Source organism: Burkholderia sp. AU45388 (assembly GCF_030481585.1).
GTDB lineage: Bacteria > Pseudomonadota > Gammaproteobacteria > Burkholderiales > Burkholderiaceae > Burkholderia > Burkholderia sola.
This window is the reverse complement of record NZ_JAUJPV010000002.1, coordinates 38584-55031: the sequence shown is the minus strand read 5'-3', so window position 1 is coordinate 55031 and position 16448 is coordinate 38584. Positions and strand designations below refer to the sequence as shown.

General features: G+C 66.7%; 11 protein-coding genes and 2 pseudogenes. 4 read left to right on the top strand and 9 right to left on the bottom strand.

Translation table 11 applies throughout. From position 1 onward, the window contains the following. The first annotated feature begins 38 nt into the window (after window positions 1–38). Complete coding sequence (gene ceoB, locus QZM72_RS04055) at window positions 39–3224, top strand: multidrug efflux RND transporter permease subunit CeoB (protein WP_089470684.1); 3186 nt, start codon at window positions 39–41, stop codon at window positions 3222–3224. Window positions 3225–3234: 10 nt separating this feature from the next. Beyond that, on the top strand, window positions 3235–4770 hold the full coding sequence (gene opcM / locus QZM72_RS04050) for a multidrug efflux transporter outer membrane subunit OpcM (RefSeq protein WP_301737267.1): 1536 nt from the start codon (window positions 3235–3237) through the stop codon (window positions 4768–4770). A 94-nt stretch (window positions 4771–4864) separates the two neighbouring features. Here the strand turns inward: opcM and QZM72_RS04045 are convergent, their stop codons facing one another. The 3 genes from QZM72_RS04045 to QZM72_RS04035 are packed head-to-tail and all read right to left on the bottom strand — an operon-like array spanning window position 4865 to window position 7683. Further along, a complete protein-coding gene (locus QZM72_RS04045; RefSeq protein ID WP_089470683.1) occupies window positions 4865–5860 on the bottom strand; it encodes an NAD(P)H-quinone oxidoreductase in 996 nt (331 codons plus the stop codon). Then, entirely contained in the window at window positions 5857–6234 is a 378-nt protein-coding gene (locus QZM72_RS04040) for a carboxymuconolactone decarboxylase family protein (protein WP_089470682.1), read from the bottom strand. The genes QZM72_RS04045 and QZM72_RS04040 overlap by 4 nt, the downstream gene beginning before the upstream one ends. 12 nt (window positions 6235–6246) lie before the next feature. Next, the gene (locus QZM72_RS04035) at window positions 6247–7683 is read right to left on the bottom strand and encodes an NAD-dependent succinate-semialdehyde dehydrogenase (protein ID WP_089470681.1); all 1437 of its coding nucleotides are present in this window, start codon (window positions 7681–7683) and stop codon (window positions 6247–6249) included. 375 nt (window positions 7684–8058) lie between these two features. Here QZM72_RS04035 and QZM72_RS04030 point away from each other — a divergent pair, with 375 nt between their 5' ends. Beyond that, a complete protein-coding gene (locus QZM72_RS04030) occupies window positions 8059–8994 on the top strand; it encodes a LysR family transcriptional regulator (protein ID WP_089470680.1) in 936 nt (311 codons plus the stop codon). A 197-nt stretch (window positions 8995–9191) separates the two neighbouring features. Here QZM72_RS04030 and QZM72_RS04025 read toward each other — a convergent pair. Beyond that, window positions 9192–9542 (bottom strand): annotated as a pseudogene (locus QZM72_RS04025) (LysR substrate-binding domain-containing protein); the annotation flags it as partial. Between the two features lie 3 nt (window positions 9543–9545). Here QZM72_RS04025 and QZM72_RS04020 point away from each other — a divergent pair. Beyond that, a pseudogene (locus tag QZM72_RS04020) lies at window positions 9546–9881 on the top strand (PACE efflux transporter); the annotation flags it as partial. A 102-nt stretch (window positions 9882–9983) separates the two neighbouring features. On the opposite strand, the gene QZM72_RS04015 reads toward QZM72_RS04020, so the two are convergent. The 5 genes from QZM72_RS04015 to QZM72_RS03995 all read right to left on the bottom strand — a co-directional run bounded on the left by QZM72_RS04015 (window position 9984) and on the right by QZM72_RS03995 (window position 16178). Then, on the bottom strand, window positions 9984–10835 hold the full coding sequence (locus tag QZM72_RS04015) for an alpha/beta fold hydrolase (RefSeq protein ID WP_301737266.1): 852 nt from the start codon (window positions 10833–10835) through the stop codon (window positions 9984–9986). A 239-nt stretch (window positions 10836–11074) separates the two neighbouring features. Continuing rightward, the gene (locus QZM72_RS04010) at window positions 11075–11404 is read right to left on the bottom strand and encodes a DUF3579 domain-containing protein (RefSeq protein WP_301737265.1); all 330 of its coding nucleotides are present in this window, start codon (window positions 11402–11404) and stop codon (window positions 11075–11077) included. 25 nt (window positions 11405–11429) lie between these two features. Continuing rightward, a complete protein-coding gene (locus QZM72_RS04005) occupies window positions 11430–12791 on the bottom strand; it encodes a sigma-54 dependent transcriptional regulator (RefSeq protein WP_301737264.1) in 1362 nt (453 codons plus the stop codon). Further along, window positions 12781–14667: an ATP-binding protein gene (locus tag QZM72_RS04000; RefSeq protein ID WP_301737263.1), complete on the bottom strand. Its 1887-nt coding sequence runs from the start codon at window positions 14665–14667 to the stop codon at window positions 12781–12783. Before QZM72_RS04000 ends, QZM72_RS04005 begins: the two co-directional genes overlap by 11 nt. A gap of 146 nt (window positions 14668–14813) precedes the next feature. Next, complete coding sequence (locus tag QZM72_RS03995; RefSeq protein WP_301737262.1) at window positions 14814–16178, bottom strand: 2-hydroxycarboxylate transporter family protein; 1365 nt, start codon at window positions 16176–16178, stop codon at window positions 14814–14816. Between the last annotated feature and the right edge of the window lie 270 nt (window positions 16179–16448).

Here is a 16448-nt window from a genome sequence, read left to right as displayed (position 1 = left end):
GCCGCTTCGCATCCGCGTTCAACCAGACAGAGCCACACATGAACATTTCAAAATTCTTTATCGACCGGCCGATCTTTGCAGGAGTCCTATCGGTGATCATCCTGCTCGGCGGGGTGATCGCGATGTTCCTGCTGCCGATTTCGGAATATCCGGAAGTCGTGCCGCCGTCCGTGATCGTGAAGGCGCAGTATCCGGGCGCGAACCCGAAAGTGATCGCCGAGACGGTCGCGTCGCCGCTGGAAGAGCAGATCAACGGCGTCGAGGACATGCTCTACATGCAGTCGCAGGCGAACAGCGACGGCAACATGACGATCACCGTCACGTTCAAGCTCGGCACCGATCCGGACAAGGCCACGCAGCTCGTGCAGAACCGCGTGAACCAGGCGTTGCCGCGCCTGCCGGAAGACGTGCAGCGGCTCGGCATCACCACGGTGAAGAGCTCGCCGACGCTGACGATGGTGGTCCACCTGATCTCGCCGGACAACCGCTACGACATGACCTACCTGCGCAACTACGCGCTGATCAACGTGAAGGATCGCCTGTCGCGGATCCAGGGCGTCGGCCAGGTGCAGCTGTGGGGTTCGGGCGACTACGCGATGCGCGTGTGGCTCGATCCGCAGAAGGTCGCGCAGCGCGGGCTGTCGGCCGAGGACGTCGTGCAGGCGATCCGCGAGCAGAACGTGCAGGTCGCGGCCGGCGTGATCGGCGCGTCGCCGTCGCTGCCCGGCACGCCGCTGCAGTTGTCGGTGAACGCGCGCGGCCGACTGCAGACGGAGGACGAATTCGGCGACATCGTCGTGAAGACGACGCCGGACGGCGGCGTCACGCACCTGCGCGACATCGCGCGGATCCAGCTCGACGCATCCGAATACGGGCTGCGCTCGCTGCTCGACAACAAGCCGGCCGTCGCGATGGCGATCAACCAGTCGCCGGGCGCGAACTCGCTGCAGATCTCGGACGAAGTGCGCAAGACGATGGCCGAGCTGAAGCAGGACATGCCGGCGGGCGTCGACTACAAGATCGTCTATGACCCGACCCAGTTCGTGCGCTCGTCGATCAAGGCCGTCGTGCACACGCTGCTCGAAGCGATCGCGCTGGTCGTGATCGTCGTGATCGTGTTCCTGCAGACCTGGCGCGCGTCGCTGATTCCGCTGATCGCGGTGCCGGTGTCGATCATCGGCACGTTCTCGCTGCTGCTCGCGTTCGGGTATTCGATCAACGCGCTATCGCTGTTCGGGATGGTGCTCGCGATCGGGATCGTGGTCGACGACGCGATCGTCGTCGTCGAGAACGTCGAGCGCAACATCGAGGGCGGGATGAATGCGCGGCAGGCGACCTACAAGGCGATGCAGGAAGTGAGCGGGCCGATCATCGCGATCGCGCTGACGCTCGTCGCCGTGTTCGTGCCGCTCGCGTTCATGTCGGGCCTGACCGGCCAGTTCTACAAGCAGTTCGCGATGACCATCGCGATCTCGACGGTGATCTCGGCGTTCAACTCGCTGACGCTGTCGCCGGCGCTGTCCGCGATCCTGCTGAAGGGGCATGGCGACAAGGAAGACTGGCTCACGCGCGTGATGAACCGCGTGCTCGGCGGCTTCTTCCGCGGCTTCAACAAGGTGTTCCATCGCGGCGCGGAGAACTACGGCCGCGGCGTGCGCGGCGTGCTGTCGCGCAAGACGCTGATGCTCGGCGTGTACCTCGTGCTGGTGGGCGCGACGGTGCTCGTGTCGAAGGTCGTCCCGGGCGGCTTCGTGCCCGCGCAGGACAAGGAATACCTGATCGCGTTCGCGCAATTGCCGAACGGTGCATCGCTCGACCGCACCGAGAAAGTGATCCGCGACATGGGCTCGATCGCGCTGAAGCAGCCGGGCGTGGAGAGCGCGGTCGCGTTCCCGGGGTTGTCGGTGAACGGCTTCACCAACAGCTCGAGCGCGGGCATCGTGTTCGTCACGCTGAAGCCGTTCGCGGAACGGCACGGCAAGGCGCTGTCGGCGGGGGCGATCGCGGGTGCGCTGAACCAGAAATACAGCGCGATGAAGGATTCGTTCGTCGCGGTGTTCCCGCCGCCGCCGGTGCTGGGCCTCGGCACGCTCGGCGGGTTCAAGATGCAGATCGAGGATCGCGGCGCGGTCGGTTACGCGAAGCTGTCGGATGCGACGAACGACTTCATCAAGCGCGCGCAGCAGGCGCCTGAACTCGGCCCGCTGTTCACGAGCTACCAGATCAACGTGCCGCAGCTCAACGTCGATCTCGATCGCGTGAAGGCGAAGCAGCTCGGCGTGCCGGTGACCGACGTGTTCAACACGATGCAGGTGTATCTCGGTTCGCTGTACGTGAACGACTTCAACCGCTTCGGGCGCGTGTACCAGGTGCGCGTGCAGGCCGATGCGCCGTTCCGCCAGCGCGCGGACGACATCCTGCAGCTGAAGACGCGCAACGACAAGGGCGAGATGGTGCCGCTGTCGTCGCTGGTGACGGTGACGCCGACGTTCGGCCCGGAAATGGTCGTGCGCTACAACGGTTACACGGCGGCCGACATCAACGGCGGCCCGGCACCCGGCTTCTCGTCGGGTCAGGCGCAGGCCGCGGTCGAGCGTATCGCGCACGAGACGCTGCCGCGCGGCGTGCGGTTCGAATGGACCGACCTCACGTACCAGCAGATCCTCGCGGGCGATTCGGCGATGTATGTGTTCCCGATCAGCGTGCTGCTCGTGTTCCTCGTGCTCGCCGCGCTGTATGAAAGCCTGACGCTGCCGCTCGCGGTGATCCTGATCGTGCCGATGAGCATTCTGTCGGCGCTGACGGGCGTGTGGCTCACGCAGGGCGACAACAACATCTTCACGCAGATCGGCCTGATGGTGCTGGTGGGGCTGTCGGCGAAGAACGCGATCCTGATCGTCGAGTTCGCGCGTGAACTGGAGCACGACGGCAGGACGCCGCTCGAGGCCGCGATCGAGGCGAGCCGGCTGCGGCTGCGCCCGATCCTGATGACGTCGATCGCTTTCATCATGGGGGTGGTGCCGCTCGTCACGTCGACCGGCGCCGGGTCGGAAATGCGCCATGCGATGGGTGTCGCGGTGTTCTTCGGGATGCTTGGCGTGACGCTGTTCGGGCTGATGCTGACCCCGGTGTTCTACGTCGTGCTGCGTACGCTCGCGGGCGGCAAGATCCACGTCGCCGGCAAGGATTCGGCGGGGTACGGCGTGCCGGCGCCCGATGCTTGAGGACAACAAAATGAATAACTTGCACAACTCGAATGACCTGATGCGCTTCGCGAAGGTGGCGGCCGCGAGCACCCTGCTCGCGACGCTGCTCGCCGCGTGCGCGGTGGGCCCCGACTACAAGCGGCCGGACGCGGCGGCGCCCGCCGCGTTCAAGGAAGCGCCGGCCCTCGCCGCCGGCGAGCAGGCCGGCACGTGGAAGACGGCCGAGCCGTCGGACAGCGAACATCGCGGCGAATGGTGGAAGGTATTCGGCGACCCGGTGCTCGATTCGCTCGAGACGCAGGCGCTCGCCGCGAACCAGAACCTGAAGGCCGCGGCCGCGCGAGTGGAGGAAGCACGTGCGGCGACCCGTTCGGCGCGCTCGCAATGGTTCCCGCAGATCGGCGCCGGGTTCGGGCCGACGCGCGAAGGGCTGTCGTCGGCGTCGCAGTTCCAGCCGCAGGGCACGGGCCCGACCAACGCGACGCTGTGGCGTGCGCAGGGCACGGTGTCGTACGAAGCCGACCTGTTCGGCCGCGTCGGCCGCAACGTCGAGGCGTCGCGTGCCGACCAGGCGCAGAGCGAAGCGCTGTTCCGCTCGGTGCAGCTCGCGCTGCAGGCCGACGTCGCGCAGAACTACTTCGAACTGCGCCAGCTCGATTCGGATCAGGACCTGTACCGCCGCACGGTGGAGTTGCGCGAGGAGGCGCTGAAGCTCGTGCAGCGCCGCTTCAACGAAGGCGACATCAGCGAACTCGACGTGTCGCGCGCGAAGAACGAACTGGCGAGCGCGCAGGCCGATGCGGTCGGCGTCGCGCGCCGGCGCGCGGCGTCGGAGCATGCGCTGGCCATTCTGCTCGGCAAGGCGCCGGCCGATTTCGCGTTCAAGGAAACGCCGATCGTGCCGGTCGCGGTGAAGATTCCGCCGGGCCTGCCGTCCGCGCTGCTCGAACGGCGCCCGGACGTGGCGGCGGCCGAGCGCGCGATGGCGGCCGCGAACGCGCGGATCGGGCTGGCGAAGTCGGCGTATTTCCCGAAGCTCGATATCACGGGTGCGTTCGGCTATGAAGCGTCGACGCTCGGCAACCTGTTTCTGTGGTCGAGCCGCACGTTCCTGCTCGGGCCATTCGCCGGCACCGCGCTGACGCTGCCGCTGTTCGACGGCGGGCGGCGTGCGGCAGGCGTGCAGCAGGCGCGCGCGCAGTACGACGAGCAGGTCGCGAACTACCGGCAGCAGGTGCTCGTCGCGTTCCGCGAGGTCGAGGACAATCTCGCCGATCTACGCCTGCTCGACGACCAGATCCGCGCGCAGGATGCGGCCGTCAACGCGTCGCGTCGGGCCGCTACGCTGTCGCGCACGCAGTATCAGGAAGGCGAGGTCGCGTATCTGGATGTGATCGACAGCGAGCGCTCGGTGTTGCAGTCGCAATTGCAGGCGAACCAGTTGACGGGTGCGCAGGCGGTGTCGACCGTCAATCTGATTCGTGCGTTGGGCGGCGGATGGGGCCCGGCGCCGACGGCGGTCGGTGATGCGGGGGCCGTCAAGGCGGAAGTGGCTGCGCGATGAGCGCGAACGGCGGGCGATTCGTCGCTCGCCGGCCGTGAAGCGAAGAACCCCGGCATGCAGGCTCAGGTCTGTGTGCCGGGGTTTTTTTATGGCGTCAGGCGTTTGGGTTCATCGCCAGGATGATCTTGCCTACGTTCACGGCCGACTCCATCCGTCGATGAGCCGCCGCGGCATCTGCGAGAGGAAACACGCTGTCGACAACCGGCTCGAGGCCCGCGCCTCCCGCGAAGCGGTCCAGCCAATGTTCGCGAAATCGCCGAACCATCGCGTGTTTCTCGCGCGGCTCGCGCGACTTCATCACCGTGCCGATGATTTGCAGATGACGGTACAGGACCTGATCGAGCGCAACGCTCACGTCACCGCCGCCGCCGAGGATGCCGACTTGCACCAGCCGGCCGCCGTTTGCCAATGACGCGACATTCCGCGAAAAATACGGCGCGCCCACGAAGTCGATGACCACATCGACACCGCGTTTGCCTGTGCTGCTTGCGACGACTTCCGAAAAATCCTGCGCGTTGTAGTCGATCGCATGGTCCACGCCGAGTTGAACGATCCGTTCCAGTTTCGACGCTTCGGCGGTCGCGAATATCGTCGCGCCGGTTGCGTAGGCGAGCTGGACCGCTGCCGAACCCACCCCGCCCGCCGCTGCGTGAATCAACACCGAATCGCCACGCTGCAAGCGGCCCAGATGCACCAACGCTTCATGCGCGGTGACGAAAACTTCCGGTATGGCGGCCGCGTGCACGTAGTCGATCGTTGCCGGAATGGGCATCGCCATTCTCCAGTCAATGCGCGCCAGTTCCGCATAGGCCCCGCCGCCCACGACGCCCATTACGCGATCACCCACCTTGTAACCCTGCACGGTGCTTCCGGTCTCGATTACCTCCCCGGCGATTTCGAGCCCCATGATCGTCGAGTCGCCGAAGTTCGGCCGGCCGTACCCGCCTCGCCGATGTGTCAGATCCGCGCGATTCACGCCCGCGGCATGAACGCGTACCAGCAGATCGTCGGGCCGAACCTCGGGTGCCTGGACTTCGGCCAGTTCGAGAACCTCGGCCTCGCCGAATTCCTTGAATGTGATGGCTTTCATTTCATGCCTTCCTGCGTCGTAGCTGAATGACCGGCGAGATCGTCGGATCGCGGTTGTGCGCCCAGCGTTGCCTGCGCCACGGCGGAAGCGGAAATGGCCGCGGGAAACCCGGCGTAGAACGCGACGTGAGTGATTGCCGCGGAGAGCTCTTCGCGCGTGACGCCGTTCGTCAGCGCGCGCCGCAGGTGCGCCGGCAACTCGTCGAGATGGCCTCCCGCGATCAGGGCGGCGACGGTCACGAGGCTGCGGTCGCGCGGCGCGAGCGCCGGATCGCTCCAGATGCGCGGATAGAGCGTGTCGTCGACGAATGCCGAGAGCGTCGGCGTGAAGGCCCGCGCGGCCTCGCGCGGACTGTCGAAATGCGTATGAGACATGGCGATACTCCTTCAAGCCTGGCTGATGAACTTGTGCGTGAGGTAGTACTCGATGCCCTCGGTGCCGCCTTCCGAGCCGTGGCCGCTTTCCTTCATGCCGCCAAACGGCAGTTCGGTCGACACGATGCGGTACTGGTTGATGCCGATCATGCCGGCTTCGAGACCGTCCGCGACATCGATGGCCGTGCGCGCGTTGCACGTGAATGCATAGGCGGAGAGCCCGTACGGCAACCGGTTCGCTTCGGCGAGGCCGTCGGCGAGGGCATCGAAGCGCATCAGCACCGCGATCGGGCCGAACGGTTCTTCGTGCATCACGCGCGCGTCCTTCGGTACGTCGGCGAGGACCGTGGGTTCGAAGAAATATCCTTCGCCCTCGATGCGCTTTCCGCCGGCGAGGACCCTTGCGCCACGTTCCACTGCATCGGCGATGAGTTCTTCCATCTTGGCAAGCTGGCGCGGGTTGGCCAGCGGCCCGACCTGCGTGCCGGCATCCATGCCATTTCCTACCTTGAGGGCCTGGGTGGCGCGCACGAAGTGCCCGACGAACGCGTCGTAGACTTCGCGCTGGATCAGGAAGCGCGTCGACGAGATGCAGACCTGGCCCGTACCGCGAAAGCGGTTCGCCGCACCGTCGACCGCGGCCTTCTCGACATCCGCGTCGTTGAATACGAGGACGGGCCCGTGGCCGCCCAGCTCCAGCGTGATGGGTTTGACGCCTTCGGCGGCACGCGCCGACAGCAGGCGGCCGATCGGTACCGAGCCCGTGAACGTCACCTTCCGGATGACCGGGGAAGCGATCAGATGCTTCGACACCTGGTCGGGCACGCCGAATACGACTTGAAGCACGCCCTTCGGCAAACCGGCGTCGTCCAGTGCGCGTGCCAGCGCGAGCGCCGTTGCGGGGCTTTCCTCGCCGGGTTTGATGATGACGCTGCATCCGGCGGCGAGTGCGGCGGAGAGCTTGCGCGCCGGGGTGATCGCGGGGAAATTCCACGGCGTGAATGCGGCGACCGGCCCGATCGCCTGTTTCTTCACGAGCTGTTGCACGCCCGGGCGATTGGATGGCACCACGCGGCCGTCGATACGGCGAGCCTCTTCGGCGAACCATTCGAAATAGTCGGCGGCACGCAGGACTTCGTCGCGGCTTTCCGCCAGGGGTTTGCCTTCCTCGAGCGTCATGACGGTAGCGATGTGCTCGGCGCGCTCGCGCATCAGTTCCGCCGCACGCTTCAGAATGCGCGCGCGTTCGGCTGGCACGGTGTTGCGCCAGACGTCAAAGGCCGGGGCGGTGGCCTGCAGCGCGCGATCCAGATCGGCTGCCGTCGCCAGCGGGACGCGCCCGATCTCGATTTGCGTGGCCGGGTTGATCACCGACGCCGTTTCGCGTTCGCTCGCACCGATCCATTCGCCGTCGATGAAAAGATGAAGTGCGTCGTAACTGATGTCCATGGTAGTACCTTTGTGGTTAGGATTGCGATTCAATGTGCGTTCGCCACGAGCCGGGCAGGGGAACCTGCGCCACGCCGCGTCTGGATGATTCGCCGTGGCGGGCCGGGCTCGGGTTTGATGCTTCCGTGTTCTGATTGCCTGACTTCGGGACCCAGTCTAGGCGTGAAGCGGGCGGCAACTTAGAGGCGCCGGAAAGAATGAATCTTGTCTCGGGAGGGAAAATCCCCTGCCAATATGAAAGCGTGTCGAAAGGATGTGCAAAAACGACAGGGGATTGCGCGCTGACTGCGGGAAACAGGCGCGCGCCCTATGATCGACAGGCTCGCGCGGGCCGAAACGCAGCGATTCGGCGATCCATTCAAAACAGGGTGCGTTATGGACAAGGTTCACACCATGTCGGTGTTTGCGAAGGTGGTCGAGATGGGCAGCTTCACGGCTGTCGCAAACCACCTCGATACGACAGTCGGCAACATTTCTCGAGCGGTCTCGGTACTCGAGGACAATCTCAACACGCGGTTGCTGCAGCGCTCGACGCGACGGCTCGTCGTTACCGATGCGGGGCGACGTTTTTACGAGCGCAGCGTTGCGATCCTCTCGGACATCGAACGGGCAGAAGCGGAAGCGCGCGATGCGCTGCTGGAGCCGCGTGGTGTATTGCGCGTGCATGCGGTGCCGGGATTAGGGCGTCAACTCGTTTCGCAAGCCGTGCTTGCCTATCGGAACGCATACCCGGAAGTATCGGTCGATCTCATGCTGTCGCAGCGGATGCCGAACCTGCTCGAAGAGCAGCTCGACGTGGCGATCGTGATTGCGCGCACGCTGCCGGACTCGGCGTATGTGAGCCAGAAGATCGGCGTCAGCCATTGCATTCTGGCGGCGTCGCCCGATTATCTGTCACGTCGTCCGGCGCCCGCGTGCGTGGATGACCTCGTCGATCACACCTGTGTGCTCCTCAGCACGGTCGACTACGCGCCCGACGAATGGCGTCTGCAAGGCACGGCCGGCGAGGCGGTGTATCGTCCGGCGGGATCGCACTTCAGCGTCAACGACATGGATGCGATGTCCACGGTACTGCGCGAGGGCGCGGGGATCGGGCTGATCGCCGCCTTTTCGGCAATCGACGATTTGCGTAAAGGCGCGCTCGTTCGCGTTCTGCCCGAATTCCACACCGCTCAGCGCAACGTCTATGCGGTGTATTCGTCCCGTCAGTTCGTCGACGCGAAGATCAAGCGGTTCATCGATGTCCTGAAGTTGCGGGTAGGCGACCAGTTGGACGCGTATGCGGAGGAGCTCGCCATCACGGTCGTATGACCCGCGTCACGGTCGGGAAGTCGAGGGAGGGGCCGGGCGCGTTCCTGGCGTCGAACGTGATCGCACGCTGAACGTGCTGCCGCGTGAGCGGACCTTCGTGCAGGGCCGTGCGGAGGCGGCGGGGGTGAGGTGATCGCAACTAACGGTCAAATCCTCTTGCGCTGGCGGACGGTGCGGCGATTTCGTCGCCGCACCGCTCAACGCTTGCTGTTTTCAGCCCGCAGCTCCCGCACGAGTTCCCCCGCCGCCTTGCCGAGCCCCGTATGTTGCGGCCGCCGCACATACACCGGCAACGGCAGCCCGTTTCGAATGTTCGCGAACACGAGCGGCGCGAGTGCGCCGGCGGCCACATACCGGCCGACGACCGATTCCGGCAAATTCGCCCAGCCATGACCGGCCTTCACGAGCGCGATCGAGGTCGCCATGTCGGTCACCTTCTACGTGCGGTTGCCGATCAGCGGACGCACGTCGGTGAGCGGACGCTCCGGATCGGCGATCACGATCTGCCGAAATCCCGACAGTCGCTCGATCGCCTCCGGATGCGCGGCGCAACGAGCGGGCTGCTCGGCGTGATGGTCTCGACGACGGGCGTCGCCGTCAATTTTCTGTACAACCTCGGGTTCGAGGCGTGGGAGCGGCGGCGCACCGAAACGATGCACACCCTCGGGCGACGTGTCGAGCATGCGAGCGGGTTTCAGGTCGCGCTCGTGACGTTCCTGATTCCGCTGATCGCGTGGTGGCTCGACGTGTCGTTATGGCAGGCGTTCCTGTACGACGCGGTGCTGATCGTGTTCCTCCCGATCTTCACGTTTACATACAACTGGGCGTTCGACAGCGTGTTCGGGTTGCCGGATGCGGTGACGCGCAAGGCGGCGCCGGTGGCGTGATGCAGATGGATGCAGCGGGGCGCGAAACGATGCGGACTGCCCGCGCCGTTTCGCTTCTGCAAGAGAAAGGAAGACGGGCGGCGCGCATGCCGCCCGCCCGCGTTACGCGGCGACGAACTCGTGCACGTAACGGTTGAACACCGTGGGGCTCGCCGCATTCATCCCGTGCGACGCACCGGCGACGGTTTGCCGTTGCGCGTTGCCGATCCACTGCGACAGCGTGTCGACGTTGTGGCGGAACATCTTCGGGCTGCGCTGGCCGTCGATCAGCAGCGTGCGGCATGCGATATCGCCGGCCGTGTGCAGCGAATACGCGGGCAGCGGGTCGCGCAGTTGCTTCGGCAGCGTGCTCGCATTGTCGATCGCCATCGTGCGAAAGCGCGACGTGCTCTTCTTCCACGCGCCGGGCAGGCTCACGGAATCGACGAACATTTCGAGGCCGGCTTCGACGTCACCTTGATCGATCAGGTTCACGGCCTTCGTGCGCAGCGCGATCGCGGTGGCCGGCATGGCGGCTTCGCGCACGCCCGGCTGCTGGAGCGGGCCGCCCGGATCGGCGAGCGTCAGCGATTCGACGAGGTGCGGATGCTGGCGCGCGACGTTGAATGCGACGCTGCCGCCGCGCGAATGGCCGACCAGATGCACGGGGCCGAGATCGAGCGCGTCGATGAATTCGGCGAGCTCGTCGACGTGGTTCTGCCAGCTGAACTCGTCCTGGATGCCCGCTTCGACGGCCGGCCAGTAGTGGCTCAGGCTCGGCGCGATGCAGCGGTAGTGCGCCGACAGCGCCGCGAGTTGCGGATCCCAGTAGCGGTAGTCGCACAGCGAGCCGTGCACGAACACCATCGGCGCACCGCTGCCCCGCTCGACATACGGCAGGCTGATGCCTGACGAAAGCGTCGCAAATTGCAGGTCGGGGTTCGCGAGCACGGACGGCTCGATTCGCATGTTCATGACTGAAAGACTCAAAGGTGCGTCAACACGACGCAACTATGCATCACGGCGACCTGCAAGGAAAACGCATAATTTTCATCGTGGCGATCAATTTTATTGATGGCTCCGCTGGAAACCCTTGTCACAGCTTGGTCATGCGTCCAAGCCTTCAATCGTCTGACGGTTGATTGCGGTGCCGAAAGGGTGTGCGGGGGCCTGCGCGCACGCGTCTTTGCGTCGGGAAAGGGAAGGTTTGCCGGTCAGCGCACCGTCAACGCCGGCGCGATCCGAAGCTCGACCGGCAGATCGTTGTCGGCCGCGAACTGCATCGCGAACTCGAACGCATCCGCGCACACGGCGCGCAATTCGTCGGACACGAACAGGCATTTGACGCCGCCGTCCACGACCGGCATCGCGAGCCGCGACAGCGCGCACGGATAGCCGGGCCGCCGTTCGCCGACGAACAGCGTGATGACGCCCGCGAGCCGCTCGGGCCAGTCGCTCGGGCGAAAGGTTTTCTGCGCGCGCGTGACGCCGCGAATCAGGTGGCCGGCGAGTCGGCCGCGTTCGGTGATGTCGATGCGATCCATGCTGGTGTGCGTGCCCTCGTGCGCGTCATTCGCCGCCGTCGGCCGCCGCGTCGCCGCGCGCGGGAATCCGCAGGTGGCGCAGCTTGTGATAGAGCGTTTTCTTCGGCATGCCGAGCGCCTCGCTCGCGTCCGCGACGTTGCCGTTGTGACGCCGCAGCATGTCCTCGATCAGCATCCGCTCGAAATACGCGAGCTGTTCCGTGAGCGTGCTGCCGGCCGTCGGCGCGCCGCCGGACGACAGCAGGCTGTCGCCGGTCAGCCCGAGCACGAAGCGGTCGGCCACGTTCTGCAGCTCGCGCACGTTGCCGGGCCACGCGTGCGTCATCAGTTCGGACACCTGCGCGGCGGTGACGACCGGCGCCGGCTGACCGAAGCGCCGCGCGGCCGCGAGCACGAAATGCTCGAACAGCAGCGGCACGTCCTCGCGCCGCTCGCGCAGCGGCGGCAGTTCGATCTGCGCGACGTTCAGGCGATACAGCAAGTCCGTACGAAAACGCCCGTCGGCCGCGAGTTCGGCGAGATCGGCCTTCGACGCGGCCACCACGCGGCAGTCGACCGGAATCAGGTCGTTCGCGCCGAGCCGCTCGACCACGCGTTCCTGCAGCACGCGCAGCATCTTGATCTGCAGCGCGATCGGCATCGTCTCGATCTCGTCGAGGAACAGCGTGCCGCCGTCCGCCCATTCGATCTTGCCGATGCGCTTCTTGATCGCGCCGGTGAACGCGCCGGCCTCGTGGCCGAACAGCTCGCTCTCGAACACCTGCTCGGGCAGGCCGCCGCAGTTCAGCGCGACGAAATGCGCGTCGCGACGGCCGCCGAAGTCGTGCAGGCTGCGGGCGATGAGTTCCTTGCCGGTGCCCGTCTCGCCGGTGATCAGCACCGACACCGACGTATCGGCGAGGCGCAGGATCTTCTTGCGCACGTCGGCCATCGCGGGCGACTTGCCGAGCACGAACGCCTCGATGCCCTGCCAGTTGTTCAGCGCGGCGCGCAAGCCCTGCACCTCGAGCGTCAGGCGGCGCTTCTCGACCGCCCGCGCGACGCGGCCGGCGATCACGTCCGACGAGAACGGCTTCTCGATGAAGTCGTACGCGCCGACCTGCATCGCGCCGACGGCCGTCGAGATGTCCGCATGGCCGCTGATCAGCACGACCGGAATCTGCGCATCGATGGCCATCACGCGGTCGAGCAACTGCAGCCCGTCGATGCCCGGCATCCGCACGTCCGACACGATCACCACCGGTGCGCCGGGCGCGACGTGCGCGAGCGCGTCGGCGGCCGACGCGAACGCGTCGACCGGGAACCCGGCGAGCGCGACGGCCTGCTCGACGCCGATCCGGACGTTCTCATCGTCCTCGACGACCAGCACCCGAATCTCATCTTCCATGCTCTGTCCTTTGTTGCGGCGTCGCCGCCGCGAATTCGATGGTGAACTGCGCGCCGCCTTCGTCGCGGTTCGTCGCGTCGATCTTCGCGCCGAACGCCTCGACGATGCGCGACGTGATCGCGAGGCCGAGCCCGAGGCCCTGGCCGCGCGGCTTGGTCGTGACGAACGGCTCGAACAGGTGCGGCAGCACGTCGGGCGCGATGCCGGCGCCGCTGTCGGCCACCGTGAAGCGCACGCGGCCGTCGTCGTCCGGCCCGGCCGCGTCGATGACGATGCGGCGCACCGGCGCGTCGTGCACCGCGTCGAGCGCGTTGCCGAGCAGGTTCACGATCACCTGCTGCAACTGGCTCGATTCGGCCGATACCGTCGTGCCGGGCGCGATGTTCACGTCGAGCCGCACGCCTTCGTCGCGAATCCGCGCTTCGTAGATGAGCCGCGCGTGCGCGACGGCCTCGTTCAGCGACACCGCGACGCGCTCGACGTCGGGCTTGCGCGCGAAGGCCTTCAACTCGCCGGTGAGCACGGCCATGCCGTCGACCAGCTTGCCGACCCGTTCGAGGTTCGCGAGCGCCGGCGCCGGCTGCCCGCGCTCGAAGAACGTGCGTGCGTTGTCGCACAGCGTGCGGATCGCGACGAGCGGCTGGTTCAGCTCGTGCGTGAGGCCGGCGGCCATCTGTCCGAGCACCGCGAGCTTGCCCGTGTGCACGACTTCCTGCTGCGAATCGCGCAGCCGCTGCTCGGTGCGCTCGCGTTCGTCGATCTCGCGCTGCATCCGCTCGTTCGCGGCCGTCAGCGCGGCGGTGCGTTGCGCGACGGTCAGTTCGAGCCGGTCGTTCGCGCGGCGCAGCGCGTCCTGCGCGCTCAGCCGCGCGAGGATCGCCCGGCGGCGCTGGATCGCATAGCCGACCAGCAGCGCGACGATCAGGAACGCGCCGGTGACGAACACGAACGCCGTCTGCTGCTGGCGCCGCGCGCCCGCGATGTCGAGCAGCACCATCAGCGAATCGCCGGCCTGCGGCGCGGGGCGCGACATCACGAGATAGCGCGTGGTGCGGCCCGCGTGGCGCGGATCGGGGAAGGTGCCGAACCACGCGGCCGAGCTGCGGTCGCCGATGCGGCGATAGGGCAGCGCGTCGACGGTGCGGCCCGCGTACTGGCGCGACGCCTGGATGTCGCGCTGCTGCTGCGCGGTGATCGGGCGCAGCGCGGTGAATTTCCATGCGGGCTCGGTCGAGATCACGATCACGCCGTTACCGTCGACGACCATCGCGGCGACGCCCGGCGCGCGCCATGCCGATTCGAGCGGATCGACGCTGATCTTCACGGCGGCCACGCCGATCGGCACGCCGTCGCTGCGCACCGCGCTCGCGAAGTAGACGCCCGGCACGCCGGTGTTGGTGCCGATGCCGAAGAAGCGGCCGCTGCCGCGCGCGAGCGCGTCCTTGAAGTACGGCCGGTACGACACGTTGGTGCCGACGAAGCTGATCGTCTCGTTCCAGTTGCTCGCGGCGATCACGTCGCCTTGCAGATCGATCACGTCGACCGCGCCGCTGCCGGCGTCGCGGTTCACGGCTTCGAGGTAGGTGTTCACCGCATGCACGAGCTCGGGCGCCTCGTTCGGCGCGGCTTTCAGCATCGCGCGTACGCCGTCCTGCCGCGCGACCAGGCCGGGCAGGATCTCGAAGCGGCCGAGCTCGCTTTTGAGGCTCGACGCATACAGGTCGAGCCGGTGCGCGCCGGCTTCCTCGAGCGCGTCGATCGCGCGTTCCCACGCGAAATCGACGGCCGCGCCGGCCACGCCGACATACAGCACCGCGGCCGATGCCCACCCCCACCACGGGATTCCCTTGAAGCTCTTCTGCACGTTCGCCCTCATCGAAGCCCGCGATCGGTTGTCCGCGACCGGCCGTCCGCAACCGGCCGTCCGCAACCGGCCGTCCGGAACGACGCGCGCCGCGCGCCGGCCAAGGCCGGCGGCGGCGCGTGCGAGGCAGCCGGCGCGACGGTGCGCGCGGCCGCGCGTTACCCGAAGTGCGCGACCAGGATCAGCGTCACCGTGACGACGATCGCGCCGCCGATGCGGGTGGCGATCTGCGCGAACGGCATCAGCTGCATCCGGTTCGCGGCGGTCAGGATCGCGACGTCGCCGGTGCCGCCTTGCCCGCTGTGGCAGGCGTTCACGATCGCGGTGTCGATAGGGTACATCTTCAGCAGGCGGCCGACCACGAAACCGGTGCCCATCAGCGTCGCGACGGTCGACACGATCGTGATCACGTTGACGATCGTGAACGCGGCGGTCAGCTTGTCCCACGGCGTCATCGCGACGCCGATCGCGAACAGCAGCGGATACGTGACGGCGGTCGAGAAGAACTTGTAGACGACGAACGCGCCTTCCTGCAGCGGCGGCGACACTGCGCGCGCGAGCTTCACCAGCACCGCGAGGAACAGCATCGCGACCGGCGCGGGCAGGCCGAACAGCTTGTGCGCCATCAGGCCGACGAGGTACAGCGTGATCGCGGTGATGCCGGCGCCCGCGATGTGCGTGACGTCGACGTGGCCGCGGATTTCCTCGCTTTCCGGCGTCATGTCGCCGCTTTCGCCGACTTGCAGGCGGCCGTTGCCGGTCAGGTGCGGCAGGCGCTTGCCGAGCATGTCGAGCGCGCCCGACAGGATGATCGCGGTCAGGCTGCCGAGCATCACCGACGGCAGCACCATCGCGAACATCTCGCCCTGCGGCAGATGCATCAGTTCCGAATAGCCGATCGACAGCGGAATCGCGCCTTCGCCGACGCCGCCCGCCATGATCGGCACGACGATGTACAGCAGCGTGTGGCGCGCGCCGAGGCCGAGCGCGGTGCCGACCGCCGTGCCGACGATCGCCGCGGCGACCGAGCCGGCCGCGAGGGGAATGAAGATCTTCACGAAGCCCTGGATCAGCACGCGGCGATCCATGCTCAGGATGCTGCCGACGATGATCGATGCGATGAACAGGTACAGGAAGTTGGTCGACTTCGTGAATTCGACCGTCAGGTTCAGCACCGGCTTCGGCAGCACGTGGTAGTACGTGAGCGCCGACGGCACGAAGGTCGCGAAGATCGCGGCCGCGCCGATGTTGCGCAGGAGCGGCAGGCGCTTGCCGAGTTCCGCGCAGGTGAAGCCGAAGAACGCGAGCACGGCGATCGCCATCGAGATCTCGCCGGGCACCTTGCCCGTCACCGCGAAGCCGACGATCAGCCCGAACAGGATCACGTAGACGGGCAGCGGGATGATGCCGATGCGGATTTCCATCAGCTTCCACCAGCCTTCCGGCCAGAAGCGTTCGCGCGTGGCGGGGCCGGCTTCGGCAATCGGCTCGGGATGGGACGGGGTATGGATAGAGGTCTGCAAGACGTGTCTCCTGATGTTTGGAATGCCTGCATCGCTTCGCGGCATCGTGTGCCGTCTATTACGCAACCCCCATGCCAGAATTCCGGCCTGCCGGAATATTTTTAATCCATTGATTCGTAAGGGATTTATTTCGTCTGCGGAAAGGATTTCCCACGCGGGGTGGCCGAGATTTCGGAATTCCCGCGGCAGCGAGGCCGAGATTTCGGCCTGACCGCGGCCCGGGCGCCCGGCCATGCCAGCCGCCTGCCATGTCGCCCGCCATATCGCCGC

Bases quoted from the DNA above. Each gene is read 5' to 3' on its own strand.
- ceoB (WP_089470684.1), top strand. From the start codon at position 39: ATGAACATTTCAAAATTCTTTATCGACCGGCCGATCTTTGCAGGAGTC.
- opcM (WP_301737267.1), top strand. From the start codon at position 3,235: ATGAATAACTTGCACAACTCGAATGACCTGATGCGCTTCGCGAAGGTG.
- QZM72_RS04045 (WP_089470683.1), bottom strand. From the start codon at position 5,860: ATGAAAGCCATCACATTCAAGGAATTCGGCGAGGCCGAGGTTCTCGAA.
- QZM72_RS04040 (WP_089470682.1), bottom strand. From the start codon at position 6,234: ATGTCTCATACGCATTTCGACAGTCCGCGCGAGGCCGCGCGGGCCTTC.
- QZM72_RS04035 (WP_089470681.1), bottom strand. From the start codon at position 7,683: ATGGACATCAGTTACGACGCACTTCATCTTTTCATCGACGGCGAATGG.
- QZM72_RS04030 (WP_089470680.1), top strand. From the start codon at position 8,059: ATGGACAAGGTTCACACCATGTCGGTGTTTGCGAAGGTGGTCGAGATG.
- QZM72_RS04015 (WP_301737266.1), bottom strand. From the start codon at position 10,835: ATGAACATGCGAATCGAGCCGTCCGTGCTCGCGAACCCCGACCTGCAA.
- QZM72_RS04010 (WP_301737265.1), bottom strand. From the start codon at position 11,404: ATGGATCGCATCGACATCACCGAACGCGGCCGACTCGCCGGCCACCTG.
- QZM72_RS04005 (WP_301737264.1), bottom strand. From the start codon at position 12,791: ATGGAAGATGAGATTCGGGTGCTGGTCGTCGAGGACGATGAGAACGTC.
- QZM72_RS04000 (WP_301737263.1), bottom strand. From the start codon at position 14,667: ATGAGGGCGAACGTGCAGAAGAGCTTCAAGGGAATCCCGTGGTGGGGG.